At 43.3% G+C, this 23,165-nt stretch carries 21 protein-coding genes and 1 pseudogene; 14 read left to right on the forward strand and 8 right to left on the reverse strand.

The annotated features are described in order from the left end of the window. Positions 1-513 precede the first annotated feature (513 nt). On the forward strand, positions 514-2,505 hold the full coding sequence (htpG, locus tag V7K46_RS16260; protein ID WP_335114822.1) for a molecular chaperone HtpG: 1,992 nt from the start codon (positions 514-516) through the stop codon (positions 2,503-2,505). A 138-nt stretch (positions 2,506-2,643) separates the two neighbouring features. Continuing rightward, positions 2,644-2,880, forward strand: coding sequence for a 50S ribosomal protein L28 (gene rpmB / locus V7K46_RS16265; RefSeq protein WP_273766461.1), 237 nt, complete (start codon positions 2,644-2,646; stop codon positions 2,878-2,880). Positions 2,881-3,016: 136 nt separating this feature from the next. On the opposite strand, the gene V7K46_RS16270 is transcribed toward rpmB, so the two are convergent. From V7K46_RS16270 to V7K46_RS16280, 3 genes are all read right to left on the reverse strand, one after another. Then, on the reverse strand, positions 3,017-3,664 hold the full coding sequence (locus tag V7K46_RS16270) for a Uma2 family endonuclease (RefSeq protein ID WP_335114869.1): 648 nt from the start codon (positions 3,662-3,664) through the stop codon (positions 3,017-3,019). Positions 3,665-4,298: 634 nt separating this feature from the next. Further along, the gene (locus V7K46_RS16275; protein ID WP_335114824.1) at positions 4,299-5,855 is read right to left on the reverse strand and encodes a M16 family metallopeptidase; all 1,557 of its coding nucleotides are present in this window, start codon (positions 5,853-5,855) and stop codon (positions 4,299-4,301) included. Between the two features lie 46 nt (positions 5,856-5,901). Beyond that, positions 5,902-7,656, reverse strand: coding sequence for a M16 family metallopeptidase (locus tag V7K46_RS16280; protein WP_335114826.1), 1,755 nt, complete (start codon positions 7,654-7,656; stop codon positions 5,902-5,904). Between the two features lie 150 nt (positions 7,657-7,806). On the opposite strand from V7K46_RS16280, the gene V7K46_RS16285 reads away from it, so the two are divergent. Further along, complete coding sequence (locus V7K46_RS16285; RefSeq protein WP_335114828.1) at positions 7,807-8,421, forward strand: TetR/AcrR family transcriptional regulator; 615 nt, start codon at positions 7,807-7,809, stop codon at positions 8,419-8,421. Between the two features lie 41 nt (positions 8,422-8,462). Here V7K46_RS16285 and V7K46_RS16290 read toward each other — a convergent pair whose 3' ends face one another. Next, positions 8,463-8,903 carry a DUF4332 domain-containing protein gene (locus V7K46_RS16290; RefSeq protein WP_334975728.1) on the reverse strand — a complete coding sequence of 147 codons (441 nt, stop codon included), beginning with the start codon at positions 8,901-8,903 and terminating at the stop codon, positions 8,463-8,465. 564 nt (positions 8,904-9,467) lie between these two features. On the opposite strand from V7K46_RS16290, the gene V7K46_RS16295 reads away from it, so the two are divergent. Next, positions 9,468-9,932, forward strand: a complete 465-nt coding sequence (locus V7K46_RS16295) for a DUF29 domain-containing protein (RefSeq protein WP_335114830.1) — start codon at positions 9,468-9,470, stop codon at positions 9,930-9,932. A gap of 8 nt (positions 9,933-9,940) precedes the next feature. Here V7K46_RS16295 and V7K46_RS16300 read toward each other — a convergent pair whose 3' ends face one another. After that, positions 9,941-10,741 (reverse strand): PhzF family phenazine biosynthesis protein, encoded by an 801-nt coding sequence (locus tag V7K46_RS16300; protein WP_335114832.1) that lies wholly within the window; start codon positions 10,739-10,741, stop codon positions 9,941-9,943. A 202-nt stretch (positions 10,742-10,943) separates the two neighbouring features. Between V7K46_RS16300 and V7K46_RS16305 the strand changes: the two genes are divergently transcribed. The 8 genes and pseudogenes from V7K46_RS16305 to V7K46_RS16340 all read left to right on the forward strand — a co-directional run bounded on the left by V7K46_RS16305 (position 10,944) and on the right by V7K46_RS16340 (position 17,572). Then, positions 10,944-11,174 carry a hypothetical protein gene (locus V7K46_RS16305; protein ID WP_335114834.1) on the forward strand — a complete coding sequence of 77 codons (231 nt, stop codon included), beginning with the start codon at positions 10,944-10,946 and terminating at the stop codon, positions 11,172-11,174. A 34-nt stretch (positions 11,175-11,208) separates the two neighbouring features. Next, complete coding sequence (locus V7K46_RS16310) at positions 11,209-12,591, forward strand: aminopeptidase P family protein (RefSeq protein ID WP_335114836.1); 1,383 nt, start codon at positions 11,209-11,211, stop codon at positions 12,589-12,591. Between the two features lie 209 nt (positions 12,592-12,800). Then, positions 12,801-13,286 (forward strand): annotated as a pseudogene (locus V7K46_RS16315) (hypothetical protein). A gap of 181 nt (positions 13,287-13,467) precedes the next feature. Further along, positions 13,468-14,934 carry a signal recognition particle protein gene (gene ffh, locus V7K46_RS16320; protein WP_335114838.1) on the forward strand — a complete coding sequence of 489 codons (1,467 nt, stop codon included), beginning with the start codon at positions 13,468-13,470 and terminating at the stop codon, positions 14,932-14,934. 310 nt (positions 14,935-15,244) lie between these two features. Next, positions 15,245-15,505, forward strand: a complete 261-nt coding sequence (gene rpsP, locus V7K46_RS16325) for a 30S ribosomal protein S16 (RefSeq protein WP_012409382.1) — start codon at positions 15,245-15,247, stop codon at positions 15,503-15,505. Beyond that, the gene (locus V7K46_RS16330) at positions 15,468-15,902 is read left to right on the forward strand and encodes a KH domain-containing protein (RefSeq protein WP_335114840.1); all 435 of its coding nucleotides are present in this window, start codon (positions 15,468-15,470) and stop codon (positions 15,900-15,902) included. The genes rpsP and V7K46_RS16330 overlap by 38 nt, the downstream gene beginning before the upstream one ends. A gap of 274 nt (positions 15,903-16,176) precedes the next feature. After that, positions 16,177-17,130: a PhoH family protein gene (locus tag V7K46_RS16335; RefSeq protein ID WP_335114842.1), complete on the forward strand. Its 954-nt coding sequence runs from the start codon at positions 16,177-16,179 to the stop codon at positions 17,128-17,130. 37 nt (positions 17,131-17,167) lie between these two features. Continuing rightward, entirely contained in the window at positions 17,168-17,572 is a 405-nt protein-coding gene (locus V7K46_RS16340; RefSeq protein ID WP_298911033.1) for a ChuX/HutX family heme-like substrate-binding protein, read from the forward strand. 5 nt (positions 17,573-17,577) lie between these two features. Here V7K46_RS16340 and V7K46_RS16345 read toward each other — a convergent pair whose 3' ends face one another. Continuing rightward, a complete protein-coding gene (locus tag V7K46_RS16345) occupies positions 17,578-17,916 on the reverse strand; it encodes a carbon dioxide-concentrating mechanism protein CcmK (protein WP_335114844.1) in 339 nt (112 codons plus the stop codon). 304 nt (positions 17,917-18,220) lie between these two features. On the opposite strand from V7K46_RS16345, the gene V7K46_RS16350 reads away from it, so the two are divergent. Further along, a complete protein-coding gene (locus V7K46_RS16350) occupies positions 18,221-19,042 on the forward strand; it encodes a DUF6816 family protein (protein WP_335114846.1) in 822 nt (273 codons plus the stop codon). Positions 19,043-19,110: 68 nt separating this feature from the next. Next, the gene (locus V7K46_RS16355) at positions 19,111-20,931 is read left to right on the forward strand and encodes an ABC transporter ATP-binding protein (protein WP_335114848.1); all 1,821 of its coding nucleotides are present in this window, start codon (positions 19,111-19,113) and stop codon (positions 20,929-20,931) included. 255 nt (positions 20,932-21,186) lie between these two features. On the opposite strand, the gene V7K46_RS16360 is transcribed toward V7K46_RS16355, so the two are convergent. After that, the gene (locus tag V7K46_RS16360; protein ID WP_335114850.1) at positions 21,187-22,095 is read right to left on the reverse strand and encodes a hypothetical protein; all 909 of its coding nucleotides are present in this window, start codon (positions 22,093-22,095) and stop codon (positions 21,187-21,189) included. Positions 22,096-22,482: 387 nt separating this feature from the next. Then, positions 22,483-23,157 carry a Uma2 family endonuclease gene (locus V7K46_RS16365; protein ID WP_335114853.1) on the reverse strand — a complete coding sequence of 225 codons (675 nt, stop codon included), beginning with the start codon at positions 23,155-23,157 and terminating at the stop codon, positions 22,483-22,485. Positions 23,158-23,165 lie beyond the last annotated feature (8 nt).

Raw genomic sequence — 23,165 nt, forward strand, 5'->3', positions numbered from 1 at the left:
CGAGACGCTGTGCGATCGCAGAAGCCGTAAAGTGAAAAGGCGATCGCTATATTAGTTTCCTGCTTCTAGATGAATTATGTTGTCATTCTCAATTTCCCAGTCTTCACCATCCAAAACCGAGAATTTTATTAATTTAAACTAATATTTTAAGTGGAAGTGAGAAGGTGATATATCTTCAAAAGCTGCTTAGATGTTTCTGTCAGCGCTGATGTTAAAGACATTAAACCAGCCTCTAATACCAGTTTAATTTTTACAGCTTAGTCGGAGGATGCAGGTTAATAAACCTGCGGTGAAAATCGGGAGTAGGGAAATCCGAATCAGAAAATGGGGGCAAACAATGCTCACAAAAGGAGCGTAGGCGCAGCCCGTCCTAGACATCGCCCAAGTTATGGTTTTAAAATCCTAATTGCTTGATGCCTTTCTGTGTTATCCGGGTTTATCCTGGAAAACAGAGGGTTAGGCTGTATTAGCCACTATCATCATTTCAGATACTAACGTCGAAGATTACCAATTATGCTAGAACAAGGCACTATCAGTATTCATACTGAGAATATTTTCCCGATCATTAAGAAGTCGCTTTACTCAGATCATCAAATCTTCTTGCGGGAACTGGTATCCAACGCCGTAGACGCCATCCAAAAGCTGAAAATGGTATCCCGCGCTGGAGATTACGCTGGAGAAATTGGCGAACCAGAAATCGAAATTGCCATTGACAAAGATAACAAAACCCTATCCATCTCCGATAACGGTATCGGGATGAGCGCAGAAGAAGTTAAGAAATATATCAATCAGGTTGCCTTCTCTAGTGCTGAAGAATTTATTCATAAGTATGAAGGTAAATCAGATCAACCGATTATTGGTCACTTCGGTCTTGGCTTCTACTCCTCATTCATGGTGGCGCAAAAGGTAGAAATTGATACTCTATCCTACCAAGAAGGGGCACAGGCAGTTCACTGGACTTGTGATGGTTCCCCAGCATTCACCCTAGAAGAATCGCCCCGGACAACTCGCGGCACTACTATTACTCTCAGCCTGCAAGGAGAAGAAGAGGAATTTTTAGAAGATGCACGGATTAAGAATCTTGTCAAGACTTACTGCGATTTCTTGCCAGTACCGATAAAACTAGAAGGTGAAGTATTAAATAAGCAAAAAGCACCGTGGCGAGAGTCTCCAAGTAATCTGAGTCAAGAAGAATATTTAGAGTTTTACCGCTACCTGTATCCTTTTCAGGAAGAACCTCTGTTATGGGTACATCTAAATACTGACTATCCCTTTATCATCAACGGGATTCTATATTTTCCCAAAATGAGGCCGGATGTAGATGTTACTAAAGGGCAGATCAAGCTATTTAGTAATCAAGTTTTTGTTAGCGACAACTGCGAAGAAATTATTCCGCAATTTCTAACTCCAATGCGGGGTGTGATTGATAGCACCGATATTCCTCTGAACGTATCGCGCAGCGCTTTGCAAGGCGATCGCACCGTGCGACGAATTGGTGATTACATTGCCAAAAAAGTAGGCGATCGCCTCAAAGAACTTTTCCGTGACAACCGTGAACAATACATTAGCGCCTGGAAGGATCTCGGTACTTTTGTAAAATTTGGCGTTCTCAACGACGAGAAATTCAAAAAACAAATTGAAGATATTATCGTCTTCCGCACTACCGCCAAGCTGACAGAAAAACCTGCTGCTGAAACTCCAGTAGTCGAAGTACAGTCTTCAGAGGGAGATGCTTGGCAAGATGTCACTCCTCCTTCAGCCACTCCTGATTTTTCAGAACCTAGCGCTCCCTATACTACGCTCAAAGAATATCTAGAACGCAACAAAGAGCGTCACGAAAACCGGGTTTTCTACAGCACCGATGCAGCAACCCAAGCTACCTATATAGAACTACACAAAAATCAAGGCTTGGAAGTCCTGTTTATGGACTCCTTCATCGACACCCACTTTATCAACTTCCTAGAGCGGGAATATCAGGATGTCAAATTTACGCGGGTGGACTCAGATTTAGATAATACCCTGCTGGAACAAGACAAAGCTACGGAAATTGTTGATCCCAAGACGAACAAAACTCGGAGTGAGAGCATCAAAGAGTTATTTGAGAAATCTCTCAACAAACCTAAACTCAACATCCGTACCGAAGCTTTGAAATCAGACGATCCCCAAGGGACACCACCTGCGATCGTGCTTTTACCAGAGATTCTCCGCCGGATGCGAGAAATGAACGCCATGATGCAGCAGCAAACAGCAGAGTTTCCTGAAGATCACGTTTTACTGGTGAATACTGCTCACCCGCTGATTCAAAATCTGGTAAATCTTAACCAAGGTAGTATTATTCAAGGTGACGGTCAATCGCCTACAGATCAGTTAGTAAACTTGATTTGTCAACATGTCTACGATTTAGCGCTGATGTCTCAGAAAGGATTTGACGCTGAGGGGATGAAATCCTTTGTCGAGCGCTCGAATGAGGTACTCACTAAGCTGACGGAACAAGCTAGTAAATAGTTAGAAGTAGAGACGCGATTAATCGCGTCTAGTTATTTCTCTTCCTGTCCCCTATCCCTCTCCTTCCTTTCCTACTTCTGTTGCCTAAGACCTAAAATGGAAAGGCTGTATTAAAATAACAATCTGGAGATACTTGCTATGTCCCGTCGCTGTGAACTAACTGGTAAGAAGGCAAATAACGCCTTTGCTGTTTCTCACTCCCACCGCCGTACTAAACGCCTTCAGCACGCCAATCTACAAAGCAAGCGTGTTTGGTGGGCAGGCGGAAATCGCTGGGTAAAATTAAAGCTGTCTACCAAAGCAATCAAAACCCTAGATATTAAAGGGTTAGAAGCAATGGCAAAAGAAGCTGGTATTAACCTGAATCATTACTAAGTAACGTGGATTTGTAGCCTGAGACTATGTAGCGGAGACAGGATAAGCGGCCAAAGCCGCTGCTCATCCTGCTTCCCTACCAAAATAGGACTGAAATTAGGTAGTTCAGTACCTTAAATTAATTCTTAATTACGAATTATTTCTGTTGTATCTGCTTTTGTACCCAAAGACGAAAAGCTTTGAGTGTTGCATTTCTGCCTGCTGTTCTACTTTGCTCCAGATATTGGGGAATCGTTTCAATTAGTGGGAATAGAGGAAAATTTAGGCTTTGCGGAGACTCTATATAATGCCCATCTCGTAGAACATTAATTTGTAAATTTCCTTTATTAAAACGCCAAAGCTCAGGTACTTTTAAAGCTTCATAAATATTAGGATGAGTGCGAGAAGTAATATCAATTTCTAGAGCTAAATCTGGAGGGGGGTCTACTGTTAAATCTAGTCGCTTCTTTCCGCGAATCTTAGATTCATTTTTTATATAGAAACACTGGTCAGGTTCTATACCTTGAGCCATTGCTTGGTTTTTGAAAGTGGTAGAACCAAGGCATCTAAACTCAATATCTAATTCTTCCAAAAGCGCTTTGACTAAATCACTAATAATTTCTTTATCGTCTTCATGTTCTGGCAGTGGTGCCATAATCTCCAGTATTCCCCTGTCATAAGCAATTTGTGCAGCACGATGTTCCCCTAAATCTTCTAGAATTGTTTCCAATTCCTGCCAGGTTACATCTCGCAGTAGCACTCTTTGTCCTGGTGGAACATGGATGCGCTTTAATTCCAACAACATCATCTCCACTCCCACTAGCTCAAACCTAAATTTAGCTTACTCCAGTTGACTAATGCGCTACGATAATTTTTGCTGCTTCATCACTAAAATTGTCGGATGCTTGTACACACAGCAGCTTGTCGTCGGACATCAGCTGCTTAAAAAACTCCTCATAGAAGTGTATACAGGGGCGATCGCTCCTACATAGAAAAGCGTAGTTTAAAGAAAAACCTCTGGAGTTCCCAGAGGTTTTGGTTCCTGATTTAGTTTCTACTTGTTACTCCAACTTGTCCTCAATCATTTCCCGATAATGAAGGAAATTATTTGATTTGAGTAGTTATAGGACTTACGCACGAGTTACGGAATAACGAACCGCAGAGGCGCAGAGAAGCCAGTGCGTTGGGCGGGTTTCCCGACTTAAAGCAACTGGCGTGACACGGAGAAATCAGAGTTTGAGAGATATTTTGCGTAAGTCCTAAGTTAGTCAAGTACTCAAAGGTGGGGGATTGAAAGACTTGGTTCCTCTTGCAAATTCAGGAATAACTGATTAACAGGCTCATAGTAGCGTTCCAGATAGTCCAAGTCTGTTAATAAATCAGTTCGAGGCAAATTCATCATCTAAAAGCAGGCTGAATTTCTTACTCGCAATTTTTGATTAATTCTTCGCCTGTGGTCGCAAACCAGGAATCGTTACATCTATTGGTGTCACCTTTGCTGCTAGCTGCGTCAATGGCGGTTGAATAGCGGCTTGATTCCCCACGACTAGAGTCACAATCCTTTCTGGCTTGAGGTATTCTCGTGCTACCCGTTGCACATCAGCGGCGGTGGTGGCGGCGACGGCCTTTTGATAGCGAAAGAGAAAATCAGCAGGATAGCCGTAATATTCGTATCGCATCAACCGTGATAAGGTTTGGCTGGGGTCTTGAAAGTTGAATACAAAAGAGTTGAGTGTAGACTCTTTGGCAAAAGCCAGTTCTTTTGCTGTTACTCTTTGAGTTTGGATGCGCTTGATTTCAGCTTGTAAGGCTTTGACAAACTGCACAGTAGCATCCGATCGCGTTTGTCCACCAGCAATAAATATGCCAGGATAGTCGTAGCGGGGACTCCACTGACCATAGACAGAGTAAGCTAAACCTTGACGCGATCGCACTTCATTAAATAAGCGTCCACCAAACCCATTTAATACCCCATTTAATACATCCAGCGCCGCATAATCGGGATTATCGAACCGTCCGCCTAAATGCCCGATAAGCACACTACTTTGCGTTAGTTGTGGTTGATTCACAAAAAAGACTCCACCTGTATTTGCTGGCGAAACCTTTGGTAATTTGGGTTTAGCAATACCTGGGTTGCGGTTCCAGTCGCCAAACTTTGCTTGAACGAGCGATCGCATTTTCTTCGCCTCAAAATCCCCCACAATCCCTAAAATCATATTATTGGGGTGGAAATATTGCTGATAAAAGTTGAGCAAATCCTCACGCTCAACTTGATCCACCGTTGCATACTCTATTGTGCGAGCATAAGGACTATCTTTCCCATAGATCAATTTCTTAAATTCTCGACTAGCAATACTATCTGGATCGTCATTGCGACGAGCAATGCCACCCTTAGCTTGTGTCTTAGCCAAGTCTAGCTTTTCTTGAGCAAATACTGGCGATCGCACCACCTCGGCAAACAGCCCAAACACCGTTTCTAAATCTTCACTGAGTCCGTCAAAGCTAGCACTACCAGAAGTTTCAGCAATACCAACTTCTACAGATGCCGCCCGTTGTTCCAATATCTCGTTGAGTTCATCAGCCGAATGCTTCTTAGTTCCCCCAGTTCGCATTACTGCGCCTGTAAAACCAGCTAAACCGACTTTTTCCAGTGGTTCCAAGCGATTCCCTGTCCGCACAAACGCCGTCCCATTCACCAACGGTAACTCGTGATCCTCCATTAAATAGACAACCAAGCCGTTTTGGAGAACAAACCGCTCATACTTGGGTAACTTAATCTCAGGTAGCGGTGGCAACTGCAACTCACTATAATGCTTTGCTTGTAACGTCGCCGCCAGAGAAAAATTACAAGTTAAAAGTAAACACGCAAAAACTGCAACCAAAGCATAAATAAACCTCTTACCATTTTTGATTTTAAGTCGTACCTTTGGTGCGCTTCTAGCGCAACTTAGATTTTGGATTTTGAATTGTTTACCCTTCACCTTATACCTCTGCATATCTCTCTACCTTTGCGCCCTTTGCGCCCTTTGCGGTTCATTTCTCTTAAGCTTCTTTCGACAACAACTTACCAATCGAGCGATTTTCAGCTGTAAACGTCTCCTTTGCCACTCGTTGAATATCAGCCGTCTTTACCGCTGCAATGTCATCCAACTGCTTAAACAAATTCCGCCAAGAGCCAGTTTTCACCTCATATTCCAACAATTGTTGAGCCATCCCCATATTTGAGTCGAGGGTACGTAACAAACCCGCCCGTGCTTGGGTTTTCACCCGTTCCAAATCAACCGCTTCTACAGGCTCAGTTTTTAATTTGTCAATTTCTTGACGCAAAGCCACCGCCAACTCATCAACTGTATGACCAGGAGCTGTGAGAGCATAGAAAAATATGAGGTTTGGGTACTTATCTCCAGGAAATCCACTGTAACCTTGGGCATTTAGCGCCAAACGCTGCTTTTCTACCAAAGACTTATATAACCGCGACGTGCGCCCATCACTCAATAAACTGCCAATGATTTCATAGACTGCATTATCTGGATGGGTAATTGCCGGACGATGATAACCTTCTAAATACCAGGGTTGAGAAGGTAGCTGTAAAGTAACTTCCCGTGTTTGTTGTTGTGGTGGTTCCGTCGGGATTTGTTCAACAGCTTTGGTTTTTGCTTGATAGCGGCCAAAATAAGTTTGCGCCAGTTTTTTCACCTCAGCCGGCTTAACATCTCCGACAATAGCGATCGCTAAATTACTTGGTACATAATGAGTATCAAAAAAATTCTGGACATCTTCTGGTGTCAGATTGCGGATATCTTCGTCATAACCAATCACTGGACGCTTGTAGGGATGAACTTTATAAGCAGTATCAATAAACTTTTCCACCATCAGTCCAATGGGTGAATTCTCCACCCGCATCCGGCGTTCTTCTAAAATTACATCTTTCTCTTTATAAAACTCACGACGAATTACAGGATCAAGAAATCGTTCCGATTCCAGCGACATCCAAAGTTCCAGTTTATTGGCAGGAAAACTGTAAAAATAACGGGTGGCTTCAGTAGAAGTATTGGCATTTAAACCCACGCCTCCGGCTTGTTCCACAATTTGCCCCAGTTCGTTTTGCTTGACTAGCTTACCTGCTTGTGATTCTACTTGCTTAAACTCAGTTTCTAATCGAGCAACTTCATCTTTTTTGCCCTCGGCTTTCGCTGTTTTAATTTGAGTATCTAACTGCTGCAAGCGCTCTAGTAGCGGTTTTTCGGCTTTGTAGTCTTGTGTGCCTATGCGCGTTGTCCCTTTGAATGCCAAATGCTCAAGAAAATGAGCTACGCCAGTTTTACCATCTGACTCATCCACACCACCGACATTGGCATAGGTAAGAAAGGAAACCACAGGCGCTTGATGTCGTTCCAAAACAATAAATTTTAGACCATTGTCGAGGCGAAACTCCGTTAACTGCTTAATCACTCGATCCAGATAAGGTTGGATCGAACTTTGAATCGGTGGGGTTTGAGTTTTGGCTGCTTGAAGAAGTGCCGTTTGAGTTTGAGCCAGAGCAATTTCTGGCAGTAATCCCCACCAAAGGACGATTAAAGCCAACAAAGTGACAAACAACCGCCGCAATCTCACAGATACTTTATCTAACCAATCCAAAATCGTTCGATGGTTCCTGAGCGTACTCCGCAGGAGTTGCAAGCTACGCGTAGCGTCTCGTAGAGAAGTCGTACTCCGCAGGAGTTGCAAGCTACGCGTAGCGTCCCGCAGGGAAGTCCCCAATCTAAAATCTAAAATTGACCGACTGATCTGGTTCATAAGCGAAAATTAAGATAAAGTTACACTACCTAAGAAACAGGATACTTAGCAAAAGGACGTTAATCTTGTATTAAGCTTTCACTGGCTTTTTTACTTGATGTTAGACAATAATGCTACAAATTGTGTTCTGCAAATCTCACCATAACTGTTATGCGAGTTTTTAATTCTTCCCCACCCTCAGAGGCTCAGACGCGCACCCGGATTTTACAGGCAGCACAACGATTGTTCGCCGCTCAGGGATTTGACGGCACTACCACTCGTGATTTAGCACAGGCGGCAGGTGTCGCTGAAGGCACTCTATTTCGTCATTTTCCCAATAAAAAGGCAATTTTGGTGGAAGTAGCTACGAGTGGCTGGGTAGAGATTCTTACAGATTTGCTGACAGAATTGAGTGAAATGGGCACTTATAAAGCCGTAGCTCAAGTGATGCGTCGCCGGATGTGGAATTTCCAAAAAAATGCCGATTTGATGCGCGTTTGTTTTATGGAGGTGCAGTTTCACCCCGATTTGCGCGATCGCATCCAATTAGAAGTGATTACTAAAATGACCGATGTGGGCGAAGCGTTCTTTCAAACAGCGATGGACAAAGGCATTTATCGTCAAATGGATGCCAAGCTGGTTGCTAAAGTTTTCTTGGGAATGTTTGCGATCGCAGGTTTTTCTAACAACACCCTCATAGAACCTGACGCTTCCCCCCAACAAATGCAGGAAATGGCTGAAGGACTCGCTGATATCTTCCTTAATGGTGTTTTAGCCAAAGAGTGAATAATTATGAATTATAAATTATGAATTATGAGTTTTAACTCCTAACTAATAATTGCTTTAGCTTGCTGACTCCACTGTTGTACTAGCTCAATCGCTGGACACAAATCTCGTCGTTGCATTGTTGCTACTTGCAAACGCATTATTTGTTGGTGCAATCTGTGAGTCGGAGTCTGAGCCAACTGTGCTACAGAACCAATACCTGCATGGAGCAATAAACCACAATATTGTACGCCTACACTGGGAATACGCGCCAAGTCAGCTAAAGCCATCCATTTATTTACATACTGAAGATGAATCTGTAGTTTATTTGCTAACGCCAGCCGTGCCTCTAGAGTTTTGCCTTGTTTGACTAGCGCTACTGTGCTAGTAATCCCACAATTTTGCAGTTGAGATTGTTCTTCGTGGCTCAGTCCAGGTAATTGCTCGATTGGCCAGTCACCAGATGTGATCAGATTTCGACTATTTGTATTTTTAGCAGACATTTTTAAAACTAAATATAAGCTTATTTTAATATTGTGACAAATGAAAAAAACTTAATCACATATATAACAATCCTAAATCAAACGCGCAGAAACAAAATTCCCGACTTCTTAGAGAAATCGGGAATCTGAGCCTTTCAATTTTGGCATTGTTTTGCTGCTACCCTGCGGGAATGTTTCATTAATACACATCTAAATGCAACCTACTGCAATGCGATTATATTGACTAACAATGCGATTGTATCGACGGACAATGCGATTGTATTGACTAACAAAGCGATTGTATCGACGGACAAAGCGATTGTATTGACTGACAATGCGATTGTATTGACTGACAATGCGATTGTATCGACGGACAAAGCGATTGTATTGACTAACAATGCGATTGTATCGACTAACAATAACATTTCACCATGTTAGCTTATTAAAATGAAGCGGTAATTAACTTACCTCGCATAACAGTTACGGTTTGTCGACGAGAAAGAGGCGATCGCTTCGCCCCCTAACGTTAAGATGGGTGTAAAAGATTTCAAATCTAGCTCGTTCATAGTGGATTGCAGCAAGCTCATGACCCCGATTCCAAAAAGCGCAGCCCAGTTGTATGAAATAGACTTTGTAGCATGGACAGAACAGACTGTACAACTCATTCGGGCTGGAGAATTTGAACAGGTAGACTGGGATGCTGTGATTGAGGAGATTGAAAACTTGGGACGGTCAGATCGGCGGGAATTAAAAAGCCGCTTGGAAGTATTATTACAGCATTTGCTCAAGTGGCAATATCAGTCTAGTTTGCGGAGTGGCTCCTGGCAAAATACGATTAATGAGCAACGCAACCGGATTATAGATTTGTTACAAGAGAGTCCCAGCCTTAAGTCCTATCCAGAAGAAGTTTTAGCTCAATGTTACCATCGGGGATTGAAAGCTGCTAGTAATGAAACTGAACTACCAATAGATACGTTTCCAGTGAAATGTCCTTATCCCATTGCCCAAGTTCTCGATGCTGAGTTTTTGCCGGATGCGATTGATTTGTAATATTATGTTTATGCAGTAATTAACTCACCTCGCATAACAGTTACGGCTTGTCCGGCGAGAAAGACGCGATCACCTCCTGTATAGTGTACTTTGACTACCCCACCGCGACTGGATGCCTGATAAGCCAATAACTCATCTTTATGCAAGCGATCGCGCCAAAAGGGAGCGAGGCAACAATGGGCAGCGCCAGTAACGGGGTCTTCATTAATACCTAAACCTGGTGCAAAGAAGCGAGAGACGAAATCATAATTTAAATCTAAAGAAGCAATGCTGGTGACTATAACATCAGAAACAGGCAACGTTTTTAGTAATTGAAAATTAGGCTGCATTTGCCGCACCAAGTCTTCCGATTCCAATTCCACTAAATAACCTAGTGAATTCTGCAAGACAGATTTGTATGGTATACCCAAAGCCTTGCTGAGTTCTGGAGGAGCGATCGTTTCTTGTGAGTGATTCACAGGAAAATCTAATTCAATCCACTCACCTTGCAACTTTGCAATCAGTACTCCGCTTTTGGTGTAGAAACGCGCAGCTTCATTTGGTGACAAATGTCCCTCTGACCAAAGTACATGGGCGCTAGCTAAAGTTGCGTGACCACAAAGCGGCACTTCCACCGTGGGCGTAAACCAACGCAGATTGAAGCCATCATCCTGTCTAACTAAAAAAGCCGTCTCAGATAAATTCATCTCCTGCGCTACGTTCTGCATCCAGCGTTCGTCTTGGGGAGTAGGCAAAACACAGACAGCAGCAGGATTCCCTGCGAAAGGTGTATTAGTGAAAGCATCAACCTGAGTAATGATTTGTCTCATTAAAGTCGCTTTAAAAGTTAGACAGCAATATATTTATCAGGAGTGCGTTAAAGATTTATGCCGATTGTTACGATTATTCTGAGGCGGCGTATCGTTCCCAAAGCGCGTGTTACATCCAAATGAGAACCACCATATACAGTACCTTATAAATTAGGAATACAATCTCCAAAAACTGGGGTCAATGTTCAAGCAAAACGAAAACATGAGGATAAAAATCTTCAGAAGCATCTTTGCTGCTGTCAACTTAGCGCTAATTGCTGGAGGATTAGTTAGTTGTGTTGTTGAGGCACCGCAGCGCTCTGCTCCAACAGAGCAACAAAAACCAGTCCTACAACCTACCCAACAGCCTAAGCAGGAAAAGCAGAAGGACAAAAATGGCGACGACAAACATAGCGATCGCAAGAATGATAAAGACGATGACGATAACGACTAAATAAAGACAAAACTATAACCTTGAGTTTCCATTTATGCTTATCCAACAAACTTCTACTTCCTTAATTGATACTTTACGTCTGCGACGCCAACAACTAGCCAACCTCATTGATTTTCCAGTAATTTTGTGGTCAGGTAGCAACAGTCCGCGCAACTTTCCAGCAAATCTTCTTCCGTTTCGCGCTAGCAGTCATTTCCTCTATTTTGCCGGACTGCCATTATCAAAGGCGGCAATTCGTTTAGAAGCGGGTAAGCTACAACTATTCATCGACGATCCATCACCCAGCAGCGCCCTTTGGCATGGAGAAACGCCAACGCGCGAGGAAATAGCCCAGAAGATTGGGGCGGATGTAGCAGGGCCAATGGCAGAATTAGAATCTTGGGTAGAAGATGCCGCCACACTTGCTGTACAAGATGCAGCGACTTGGACGCAACAATCGCAGCTATTAAATAGATGGGTGTTACCCCAAAGTCCTCCCCAAGGAATTGACTTGGAGTTAGCTAAGGCGATCGTTTCTATCCGCCTCACTCATGATGATGCTGCATTAACCCAGTTACGAAAAGCGGCAGCTGTCACTGTAGAAGCGCACAAAGTTGGTATGGCAGCAACACCAAAAGCGAAGCTGGAAGCAGAAGTTCGGGCAGCGATGGAAGGGGTAATTATTGCCCACAATATGACCACCTCGTACAACAGTATTGTTACAGTTCACGGTGAAGTTTTGCATAACGAACACTATCACTACCCTCTACAACCAGGTGACTTATTGCTTGCCGATGTTGGCGCTGAAACTGAGATGGGTTGGGCAGGTGATGTCACTCGCACGTGGCCAGTTTCGGGTAAATTTTCATCGACCCAGAGAGATATTTATAATGTCGTACTAGCAGCCCATGATGCTTGCATTGCCAAAGTACACCCTGGTGTAGAGTATGGGGATATTCATTTACTAGCTGCCACAGTTATCGCTGAAGGTTTAGTAGAGTTAGGCATTTTACAAGGAAATCCCCAAGATTTAGTAGAAATGGATGCCCACGCCCTGTTTTTCCCTCATGGTATCGGTCATATACTGGGTTTAGATGTCCATGATATGGAAGATTTGGGCGATTTAGCAGGGTATGAAGAGGGACGCGAAAGAAGCGATCGCTTTGGCTTAAGCTACCTGCGTTTAAATCGTCCTTTGCGTCCAGGAATGTTAGTCACAATTGAACCTGGTTTTTATCAAGTACCAGCAATTTTCAATGATGCCAATGTTCGCTCAAAATATCAAAATGTAGTGAATTGGCAACGTTTATCTGAATTTGCTGATGTCCGCGGAATCCGCATCGAAGATGATGTATTAGTTACCGCAGAAGGTAGCGAAATATTAACAGCCGCATTACCGAACGATGTTGATAGTATAGAAAATTTAGTAAATCATTAATCTAGCCCTTTCAAGGTGGGTAAAAATTTGGTTCAAGAAATTCCTCTTTATACTCTTAACTCTGTGTCCTCTGCGCCTCTGTGGTTAAATAAAATTATTTTTAAACCGCAGAGTCACAGAGAGCGCTGAGAAAAAATAAGAGATTTTGCGAGTCACCTTGAAAAAGCTAGTCGTTAATCTGTTCATTAAAACACATAGGATGTTACCTCATGATCAAAAATCCCATTGGATTACTACTCAACGGAGTTATTGTCAGCTTCGGACTATTGCCATTATTAGCTCAAGCACAGCAGCCGATTTCTAATACCCAAGTTGCGGCGATGGTAGAGGCGTTGCGACAGGCTGCACCGCAAACAAAAAATCCCAACGATGGATATTAGAGTGAATGGCAAGTTAAGCCAGAAACCCTCAAAGGCTGGTCAAAAACTTGTCTCAAACGAGAACTAACACCGACGCAGTTTGAAAACAGCCCTGCGATCGCCCGCCAAGTTGTATCCTGTATTACGCGCCGGGAGTTAAGCAATCAATTTCGCGCCACCAACAATAATGAAATTGCATCTGTGCGTGGCGCAGCTTGTTGGTGGATGACTGGTAACTATACAGGTTGCAACAAAGGTTTCACTGCTGACTATGTGCAAAAAGTTGTCCGCTTTTATCAACAACAGCTCTCAAAACCGGCAGCAACTCAATCATAAAAGAGTATTCAAGTATCGCAGTCCCCAGTCCTCAATTCAATAAAAGTAGGTATCTGATTGCTACAGTCGCGGTGAAAAATACTAAGCTGGTAGATAGCACGTTTAAACTTTAGCGGAAATTCCAAATCGCATTCATCGGCGGTTTAGAATTCTCCATTGGCGAACTACCTGTAATTACATTATGTTTGATGCATTATCTGACCGTTTAGAATCCGCCTGGAAAAAACTGCGGGGACAGGACAAAATTTCTCAATCCAACATTCAAGATGCATTGCGCGAAGTGCGCCGCGCCTTGTTGGAGGCAGATGTCAATCTCCAGGTAGTCAAAGATTTTATTAGCGAAGTCGAAGCCAAAGCACAGGGAGCCGAGGTGATTAGCGGTGTGCGACCTGACCAACAGTTTATCAAAATTGTTCACGATGAACTGGTGCAGGTGATGGGAGAAGAAAATGTTCCCATAGCAGAAGCCCAAGAACAGCCTACTATTGTGCTAATGGCTGGGTTGCAAGGTACTGGTAAAACCACAGCTACCGCTAAGTTAGCCTTACATCTCCGTAAATTAGAGCGTAGCTGTTTGTTGGTGGCGACAGACGTATATCGCCCAGCAGCGATCGACCAGTTGGTGACGTTGGGTAAGCAAATTGACGTACCAGTATTTGAACTAGGAAGCGACGCAGACCCAGTAGAAATTGCAAGGCAAGGTGTAGAACGCGGCAGGGCAGAAGGTGTAAACACAGTAATTATTGATACTGCTGGACGCCTGCAAATTGACGAAGACATGATGGCTGAATTAGCCCGGATCAAAGCAACTGTCCAACCCGATGAAACTCTGTTGGTGGTGGACGCGATGACTGGTCAAGAGGCAGCTAATCTTACCCGTACCTTCCATGAGCAGATAGGAATTACTGGGGCGATTCTCACCAAGCTAGATGGTGATAGCCGTGGTGGTGCAGCGCTTTCGGTGCGAAAGATTTCGGGAGCGCCGATTAAGTTTGTGGGCGTGGGTGAGAAAGTCGAGGCACTGCAACCGTTTTATCCCGATCGCATGGCATCGCGGATTCTGGGAATGGGCGACGTTCTCACCCTGGTAGAAAAAGCCCAGGAAGAGTTTGATTTAGCAGATGCTGAGAAAATGCAGGAGAAAATCCTGTCAGCGAAGTTTGACTTTACTGACTTTCTCAAGCAGTTGCGGATGCTGAAGAACATGGGATCTCTGGGAGGCTTCATCAAGATGATTCCAGGGATGAACAAGCTCTCAGACGATCAACTCAAGCAGGGAGAAACCCAGCTCAAGCGCTGTGAGGCGATGATTAACTCCATGACTCGCCAAGAACGCCACGACCCCGATTTATTAGCCAGTTCACCCAGTCGGCGGCGGCGGATTGCTTCTGGCTCAGGCTATAGAGAGTCAGATGTGACTAAACTAGTGGGCGATTTCCAAAAAATGCGATCGCTCATGCAGCAAATGGGTCAAGGTGGCTTCCCTGGAATGCCGGGAATGTTCGGGGGCGGCGGTATGGGTAATGCCTTCGCAGGTGCAGGTAATCGTCCTCCTGCCCCAGGATGGCGGGGTTATGGTGGTGACGCCACAGGCACGAAAAAGAAAAAAACCAAAGATAAAAAGAAAAAAGGTTTTGGCAATCTTTAGTCATTAGTTAACGTGAGTTTGACAAACCTCTCCCACTCCCAGAGGGACAGGTTTTACGTAGTAAAACCTCTTAGAGGTCTTTTGATTCGACTAACTAGGCGGACACCATATAACCCATCGAACTCACGTTTAGTTAATGACTAATAGCAGCAAATGCTAGGCAGTGCTAAAATTAGCATTTCGACCTCATAATTTATCAGCAGAGGAAACTAACCCTCAATTTATCGGCAGCAGCCAGATTTAGGCTACTTCCTCAGCAACTAGTTACTAACTAATATCTAACAACCAACAGGAGAATGATTCTTCAACCATGATCAAACTGCGCTTGAAGCGATTCGGTAAAAAGCGGGAAGCAAGTTACCGCATTGTCGCCATTAACAACCTCGCTCGCCGCGATGGCCGTCCCCTAGAAGAGTTGGGATTCTACAACCCCAGAACCGATGAAGTGCGACTAGACGTTCCCGGCATCGTCAAGCGACTACAACAAGGCGCTCAACCCACTGATACCGTCCGTCGCATTTTAGTAAAAGCCAATGTTTTTGAACAGGTCAGTGCCACAGCCGCATCATAATTCCGCAACAATATCTCCAACAGCTAGTCCCAACTATCTTGGGCTGGTTCAGTTTTTGGTGGAGCCGTTTTTAGAATCTCTAGAGACTTTAAGCGTCGATTGTGAAATTTCTCAAACCCTAAATCGGGTTTGGGTTCGCATAGCCTTTGATAGCACAGATAAAGGAAAAGTGTTTGGTCGAGGGGGACGCAATATTCAGGCGATTCGTACAGTAATTGCCGCAGCAGCTGCCGCGGCTGGGCAATCAGTATACCTGGATATCTACGGCAGCACCACGCCGGGCCGCGAGGGTATGTCTTTTGATGAAGACACAGAAGAGCGATCGCCACCGCCGACTAGGAGAGAACCGCGGGCAAATGATGGGCCTAAACCCATTGTTAAGCCCCGTCTCCGCTAGGTTAAAACTACAGAGCAAGTCTGAGCGGTTGTGATCACCTCCGCTCAGAATTTTTGTAAAGATGGAAAGTAGCAAAAAGATTTTTGGATCTTTTTTTGAACACTTCACCAGTACCATACTGCTGATAGTAGGGGCGTACAGTTGTACGCCCCTACAGCCGATTCATTTGTTGCCAAGATTTTTCCAAAATGTAAGTAATAAAAGCGTAATTTCGCCCTTGGCGAGAAAACATTAACCTTTGTCAAACACAGATCCTCACCAATTAAGAAATACTATGGCAGGTGCCTTAACAATTCAGCTGCCGAATATTCCCAGTGTGATGGCTCTTGCAGGAGAAGGAGAAGAAAATCTCAAAACCCTATCTCGGCAAACAGGAGCCAGTTTAGTGCTACGCGGACAGGAATTACTGATTTCTGGTACCCAAGGGCAAATTGATCTGGCTTCTCGATTAGTGCGATCGCTTGAAGACCTCTGGATTAAAGGCAATGCCATCTCTAGTGCCGATATTTCAACAGCCCGTCAAGCCATAGAAAGCGATCGTCAAGAGGAACTACAAGATTTACAGCGAGATATCCTTGCTAAAACTCGTCGGGGTGAAGAAGTCCGTGCTAAAACCTTTCGCCAGCGCCAATATATCGACGCACTCCGTAGGCGTGACCTCACCTTTGGGATTGGGCCTGCTGGTACCGGCAAGACTTATCTTGCCGTTGTTGTCGCTGTGCAAGCACTCCTTGCTAACCAGGTTGAAAAGCTAATTTTAACTCGTCCTGCCGTCGAAGCCGGTGAAAAACTTGGCTTTTTGCCTGGAGACTTGCAGCAGAAAGTTAATCCCTATCTTCGCCCACTTTACGATGCTATTTATGAATTCATCGACCCAGAAAAAGTACCCAGTTTAATGGAACGTGGTGTGATTGAAGTCGCACCACTCGCCTATATGCGGGGACGCACCTTAAATAACGCCTTTGTAATTGTGGATGAAGCTCAAAATACTACACCTGCTCAGATGAAAATGGTTTTGACTCGTTTGGGCTTCCGTTCTCGGATGGTGATTACAGGCGACATGACACAAACTGATTTACCACTTCATCAACAATCGGGTTTAGGAGTGGCTTTACAAGTTTTAAAACAGATTGAAGGCATTGCCTTTTGCGAATTTTCCCAAAAAGATGTCGTGCGCCATCCTTTAGTTCAGCGCATTGTCGCTGCTTATGAACAATACGAAAAATAGACATAGGGCATCAACAAATAACAAAGGATAATAATTTATGAGTACTACTTTGAAAGAATTTTTAGCAGCTTGTGAGACTCTTGGAACATTGCGCCTAATTGTTACTAGCAGTGCTGCTGTATTAGAAGCAAGGGGTAAGCTAGAAAAGTTATTTTATGCAGAATTACCAAAGGGTAAGTATGCGAATATGCACACCGAAGGCTTTGAGTTTCACTTGAATATGGACAAAATTACTCAAGTAAAATTTGAAACAGGTGAAGCGAAAAGGGGTAATTTTACAACCTATGCCATTCGGTTTTTAGATGAGAAACAGGAGCCTGCTTTAAGCCTATTTTTGCAATGGGGTAAACCGGGAGAATATGAATCAGGTCAGGTAGAAACTTGGCAAGCTTTACGGGAGCAATATGGAGATATTTGGCAACCTTTACCAGCAGAAATTTAATCCGGCTAAACTGATAGGGGTGAAGGAAATCGGATATCTGCACTGAACTGCTCCACATCAACACTGCGATGAATCGGTAAAACATATTCTAAATTTTCGTGGGGGCGGGGAATAATATGGTAAGAAAGCACCTCGCCACCGTTAACTCGCAGAACCGCCTTTAGTGCTGCTGTTATCGCCACATTTACCTCGCCCACAACCCCCCGAATTAATACGGTAATTCGTCCCAAATCAGTATTTTCATAACCAACAAGGGTGATACGGGCAGCTTTACACATGGCATCTCCCGCTTCTACTGCTGTGGGAACGCCATAAACTTCAATCATGCCTAATGCTAATGTCATGCTGTTACCATAATTTGGGATTGTGGGGTTAAGTATCTTTAACTATGTTGGCTCTTTGTGATGGTAAATTAGTGACTAAACGATATTCTGTGGGTGAATAATTAGCAGAATAATACACAATATCTGAAATGCATTATTATCTCATAGATTAAGTAAATTGGCGCAAATAAACTGAACTATCCAAAAAAAGTAAAACTCTGTGATTAGTTTTTAGTCAGCGCTTGAGCGTTAAACCACTTAGTACAAACTTTTAATTTTTTACAAAAACTTACTTAATTTTTAATCGATAAATACAAAACTGCTAATGCGTACAATGAAGGTAATTTGGAGTTTTTGCTTGCTGGTTTTTTTCCTATTGTGGAGTGGCGAAGCTTTTGCAGGAGAGTTATCTCAACGGTTAGCAAATTTTCCCCAATGGGAAAAATTAACTTCAGTGCAACCGGCTTCGGGTGATTTGGTTTACCCTGAATGGATGGCTGGTTATTGGCAAGTTACGAGTACGTTGGTAGATTTAGTTGCGCCTTTAGCACCAGATATCGTAACACCAGGGTTTGAAGGTAATCGCCGACAATTAAATCAGCCGATGAGTTTTGTAGTAAGATTTTTGAAAGAGCAACCACATTTTCCTGGGTTAAAAATATTTCCTCAGACAGATTACAAATCCCCAATTTTAATCGCAGATAGAGCGTTTAATAGCTTGAATTTGGCACGGGCTTATTTAGGGGATGAAGCAGTATTATTAGTTAAAGTAGATCCAGATTCACCTAATCGTCAGATTACATTCTTGCGTAACAGTCACCAACTTGTTTCCATTGTGACTGCACGGGCCACAGAAACTGCCCCTAATAACAAGTTCATCACCACAGAAGTGTTTCAACAACTATTTAAAGGCGGTTCACGCCCCTATTTCAACTCTGTAGAATCTACCACTGCTTATCATAAACTACCAACAGCTAATCTGGCGATTGAGGCAGATCAAGTTACTGCTGTCTATCTTTCACCCCAAGATCCAGATTACTTTAAAGCTGGTTCTCGACCTGTCGCCCTCTATCGCTATCGCCTAGAATTTGTTCCAGCGCAAATGCCTACTACTTCAAAGGAGTCATTTAAACCTATTAGCCCTTGACTTTTTGTAGTACAATTGTACTGGATTAAATTCCAAGCTCACGATCGCGCTCTTGGACGGTGTGCATCATGGCCAAATTTCAAGATATTGTCAATTACTTTCGCTCTGACTGGAAGCTAGGTCTTTTTAGTATTGCGACATCCGGCATTTACGAAATCATTGATTTGGTTGTCCCTTATGCGATCGGACAGATTTTAAATGTTTTGTCTACTCAACCTTTGGATAAACCACTTGAAAGTGCGATCGCAATTGTTTCAAACATTACCAATTACCCTGTTAATAAACTTCTATCTTTGGGTGTATTACTGGGTTTAATTTTCGTTGTCACTGTAGTGAGAGCGCCAACACAGCCCTGGTTGACTGTTTGGTTTCACTGGGATATAAGTTTTAGGTCACGTCGAAAGAAAACCGAAGCAGCCATTGCCAAAATTCTTACTCTCCCACTGGAATTTTATGATGAAAATAACCCCGGACGCATCGCCGGAAGAGTAGCTAGAGGTGTTGAGAACCACACTTGGGCGTATCCCGAAATCGCTGGACAGTTTATTCCTAAACTGGTTCGTGTACTGGGAATTTTTGTGTTTATTTTGGTGATTGAGTGGCGAATTGCGATTTTATATCTAATTTCCTTTGTAATTATTCTCAGCTTCAGCTTGAAGGATTTACAGCAATTGATTAGGGATGAAAGTGGTCTGAATAAATATGCAGAGAATACCGAAAGCCGCAATTCTGAACTGATCACCAATATCAAAACGGTGAAAGCATTTGCTACAGAAGCTAGGGAACTGAAACGGCAAAAGCAACGTTTAGATCGGGAATTAATGATCCTTGATTATCGCATCCACAAAGGTTATGTGAAACTGGCTACTTGGCAAAGAACCATAATTCAGTTATGCGTGTTTACTATCCTGAGTTTGACTTTAGCAGCAACAATAGATGGGAGGATTTCTCTTGGTCACTTTGTGATGACCTTAACTCTTTCTAGCATGGCATATGCCGAATTAGAACCTATTACTACCTTGGCAGAAGTTTTTGCCCGTCGTTACTCTTCCATGTTGCGGTTTCACGAATTTCTCCAAGAGCCAACTGCATCTGATTCAGCTAGTCTTTTAGAAGAGAGCAACCAAACAGAATCACCTTATAAATTTACTGGAAAAGTTGAGTTGTCACACCTCAGTTTTGGATATGATGCTAACCGTCAAGTTTTGCAAAATATTAACTTGTTGATTGAGCCATACCAAACAGTGGCATTAGTGGGACGTTCCGGCTCTGGTAAGTCTACTTTAGTGAAATTGTTGTTGCGATATTTTGAACCTCAATCAGGTCAAATTCTGATTGATGGTCAAGATATTCGCACTTTGGATGTGGGTAAATATAGACGGAGATTAGCGATCGTTCACCAAGAAGTAGACGTTTTTAACGGTACTATATTGGATAATCTCACCTACGGTAGACCAGATGCCAGCTTGGAGCAGGTTCAGGAAGCCTGTAGAATTGCCAGAGTCGATGAAGTAGTGCAGCACTTACCCCAAGGTTATTACACCATCGTAGGAGAACGAGGTGTGAGGTTATCTGGAGGACAAAGACAACGCTTGGGAATTGCCAGGGCGTTGCTAGTGAAACCAGACGTCCTAGTTTTTGACGAAGCCACCTCTAGCTTAGATTATGAGTCTGAGCGTTCGATTCAGCTAGCAATGCGATCGATTCAGGGCACTTGTACAACCATCGTGATTGCCCATCGTCTAAGCACAGTGCGAGAAGCAGATAAAATTGTGGTTCTGGAGCAAGGAAAGATTGTAGAAGTGGGTAGCCACGATGAACTCTTGCGTCACGAGGGCATTTACCGCCGCTTGCACTCCCTGCAAGAAACAGGAGAACTTCTGAGTTAACTTATATCTTGCACCTGCTCAATCTCTAGCCAAGAAATAAATTTCTTGGCTGATAGCCTTAGTGGACTTAAATCCATGCTAGCAAAGGGTTTAAGTCCTTTTTAGAGAAATGCAAGTTATCAGCCATAGGTATAGAAAGCTATTTGAAATTCGTTTTACGCGCTTAGGTCAAGTGCGAGAAGTAAATAAAATAAATAATCCATTCACTACTGCTAAAATACTAATCAGTAATCAAAGTCTTCCAATAAGAAAAAACTAAGATTTACTCTTATCGGCTTCTTTCTGCGCCGCCTCACTGTATTTCTTATATAGTTGAGTCCGAATTTTAGCTTCCTGATAACGGTTGTGGTTTTGTGGCATCGTACCCATTAAATCTGAAGCTCGTTGCCACTTAGCAGCAATCTCTAACCACTGAGTTGAGGTTGTGGCTGTTTTACCAGATGCAGAAGCTTGGTTGGCAATTCGCACAGATATTGCAAATGGGTCATCAGATGGCTCAGAAAGGCTATTGTTAGGAACACGGGATGGTGTCTGGGCTTTATTATCGTTAATATTTTCTGTAGTTAGAGATTTGGAAGTTTCTAGTTGCATTAGGTTTTTCAGTTTATTACCTAACTGGGCATAAACAACCCAACCAAGCAACAAAAGTGAGCATAAACCAGCCGCTGCTAATATCTTTTTTTTCAGTTTATTTTCGTGTTTTTCTTTGTTGATAAGTACTAAAGGACGAGAGACTGGAGTTTTAGGGAAATTTGGTTTTCCTAGTTCAGCTTGAGCTTCTGTGAAATCTTTAATTAGTTGCTTTATAATATTGGGCTGAATTAATGTAATTTCCTGTGACCAAAGCAATTGGTTTTCGCGATCGCTATCTATTTCCTTTAACCAAAGTAATTGTTGTTCGCGAACAATTCGACTGTTGATATTGACTCGGCGAATGTGACGCGGGGCGATGGACTCAAGAATTTGCTGGATTTGTTCTACTAGGGGAGATTGCTCAAGTTGCTCTACCCTAGCCGCCTCGCACAGAAGTTGTAAGACACCATTAGAAAAAATGGCTCTAGTTCTGACACCAGACTTGGCTAGCTTTTCGTTCAATAGCTGAATAATCGCAGCAACGCTACCTTGGTGAGCCTGCCAAACGATATCATTTATCCGATCTACCATCTGAAATTTAATGATAGATCTTCCACCGTGACTGATTAACGTACTCATTAATTTAGAGACTCTTTTCTACTGACCTTGATCTTGTCTTCGATTTTACGAGTAAAAAGATGAGTTGCCAAATAAAATCATAAAAATAGAGCCTCCCTTCTCGGTTCGGCAAGGACGGTTGATCACGCTAAGTTAATTGGACACTCTCAGTCCTTGAAAGCGTGGGATTCTTGGGCTGAAACTGTGCTTTCAGGGTAACGCCCATGCTGGCAGACAAGCTACCTGTTTGACATAATACGTTATGATCTTTTTTAGCGATCGCCTTTGCTCAGGTTGAGGTAGGTGAATGGACTCTGCGATCATGTGAAGCACCCGCTAAGAGCGATCGTAAATGTATGGCTAGATAGTATCAGGGTCAACACCAAGTGATCGTAAATGTTCCTTCAACCTTTCCACCTGCGACTGGGCTTGTTCCCTCATCAGTCTTTCCTGTTTCAGCGCCTCTGCCAACTCCTCTGGAATCAGCAACTTTTCCCCAGTGTCTTCTCGATAAAAACCAATCAATTGTCCCTCTATTTGCAAACGCAGCTGCAAAGGTTCACATCGACTATCTGTAATTGGCTCATACACCTCGCCTTGCAGCCGATACCCTTGCAATTGCTCCTTAATCCACTCTCCCTTAGGGTCAAATAACCAGTATTCCAGTACCCCTAACTGCTCATACAGCGTCTTCTTGAAACCCGTGTCCTGGTTTTTAGTCCCCTCCGAGGTCATTTCAAAGATTACTACAGGCACTTGTCCCTCTTCCCATATCTTGTAATTATCCCTACCTCCAGGAGCGATATTAAAAATCACCATTACATCTGGAGCTACGCGTAACTTCGGAAAACCCTGAGCATAGTAGAGAAACTGGTTACTCAAAACCGTTGCTTGCCTACCTAGCAAATATTGCCTCAATACTTCTAAAGTTGCCAGTAGAGCATATAAGTGAACATAACTTTCTGCCAAAGGTTCACCATCCGAGCTTGGGTAAAAAACTTCTGTTGGTTGAGAACTGGGTAAGAGGCTAGTCATAATTAGCC

It is taken from the genome of Nostoc sp. (genome assembly GCF_036917395.1).
Lineage (GTDB): Bacteria > Cyanobacteriota > Cyanobacteriia > Cyanobacteriales > Nostocaceae > Nostoc.

Bases quoted from the DNA above. Each gene is read 5' to 3' on its own strand.
- V7K46_RS16300 (WP_335114832.1), bottom strand. From the start codon at position 10,741: ATGAGACAAATCATTACTCAGGTTGATGCTTTCACTAATACACCTTTC.
- V7K46_RS16280 (WP_335114826.1), bottom strand. From the start codon at position 7,656: ATGAACCAGATCAGTCGGTCAATTTTAGATTTTAGATTGGGGACTTCC.
- V7K46_RS16340 (WP_298911033.1), top strand. From the start codon at position 17,168: ATGAGTACTACTTTGAAAGAATTTTTAGCAGCTTGTGAGACTCTTGGA.
- V7K46_RS16330 (WP_335114840.1), top strand. From the start codon at position 15,468: ATGTTTTTGAACAGGTCAGTGCCACAGCCGCATCATAATTCCGCAACA.
- V7K46_RS16275 (WP_335114824.1), bottom strand. From the start codon at position 5,855: ATGCAGAGGTATAAGGTGAAGGGTAAACAATTCAAAATCCAAAATCTA.
- ffh (WP_335114838.1), top strand. From the start codon at position 13,468: ATGTTTGATGCATTATCTGACCGTTTAGAATCCGCCTGGAAAAAACTG.
- V7K46_RS16270 (WP_335114869.1), bottom strand. From the start codon at position 3,664: ATGTTGTTGGAATTAAAGCGCATCCATGTTCCACCAGGACAAAGAGTG.
- V7K46_RS16295 (WP_335114830.1), top strand. From the start codon at position 9,468: ATGACCCCGATTCCAAAAAGCGCAGCCCAGTTGTATGAAATAGACTTT.
- V7K46_RS16360 (WP_335114850.1), bottom strand. From the start codon at position 22,095: ATGGTAGATCGGATAAATGATATCGTTTGGCAGGCTCACCAAGGTAGC.
- V7K46_RS16305 (WP_335114834.1), top strand. From the start codon at position 10,944: ATGAGGATAAAAATCTTCAGAAGCATCTTTGCTGCTGTCAACTTAGCG.
- V7K46_RS16290 (WP_334975728.1), bottom strand. From the start codon at position 8,903: ATGTCTGCTAAAAATACAAATAGTCGAAATCTGATCACATCTGGTGAC.
- rpsP (WP_012409382.1), top strand. From the start codon at position 15,245: ATGATCAAACTGCGCTTGAAGCGATTCGGTAAAAAGCGGGAAGCAAGT.
- V7K46_RS16345 (WP_335114844.1), bottom strand. From the start codon at position 17,916: ATGACATTAGCATTAGGCATGATTGAAGTTTATGGCGTTCCCACAGCA.
- V7K46_RS16355 (WP_335114848.1), top strand. From the start codon at position 19,111: ATGGCCAAATTTCAAGATATTGTCAATTACTTTCGCTCTGACTGGAAG.
- V7K46_RS16285 (WP_335114828.1), top strand. From the start codon at position 7,807: ATGCGAGTTTTTAATTCTTCCCCACCCTCAGAGGCTCAGACGCGCACC.
- V7K46_RS16365 (WP_335114853.1), bottom strand. From the start codon at position 23,157: ATGACTAGCCTCTTACCCAGTTCTCAACCAACAGAAGTTTTTTACCCA.
- V7K46_RS16335 (WP_335114842.1), top strand. From the start codon at position 16,177: ATGGCAGGTGCCTTAACAATTCAGCTGCCGAATATTCCCAGTGTGATG.
- V7K46_RS16310 (WP_335114836.1), top strand. From the start codon at position 11,209: ATGCTTATCCAACAAACTTCTACTTCCTTAATTGATACTTTACGTCTG.
- V7K46_RS16350 (WP_335114846.1), top strand. From the start codon at position 18,221: ATGCGTACAATGAAGGTAATTTGGAGTTTTTGCTTGCTGGTTTTTTTC.
- rpmB (WP_273766461.1), top strand. From the start codon at position 2,644: ATGTCCCGTCGCTGTGAACTAACTGGTAAGAAGGCAAATAACGCCTTT.
- htpG (WP_335114822.1), top strand. From the start codon at position 514: ATGCTAGAACAAGGCACTATCAGTATTCATACTGAGAATATTTTCCCG.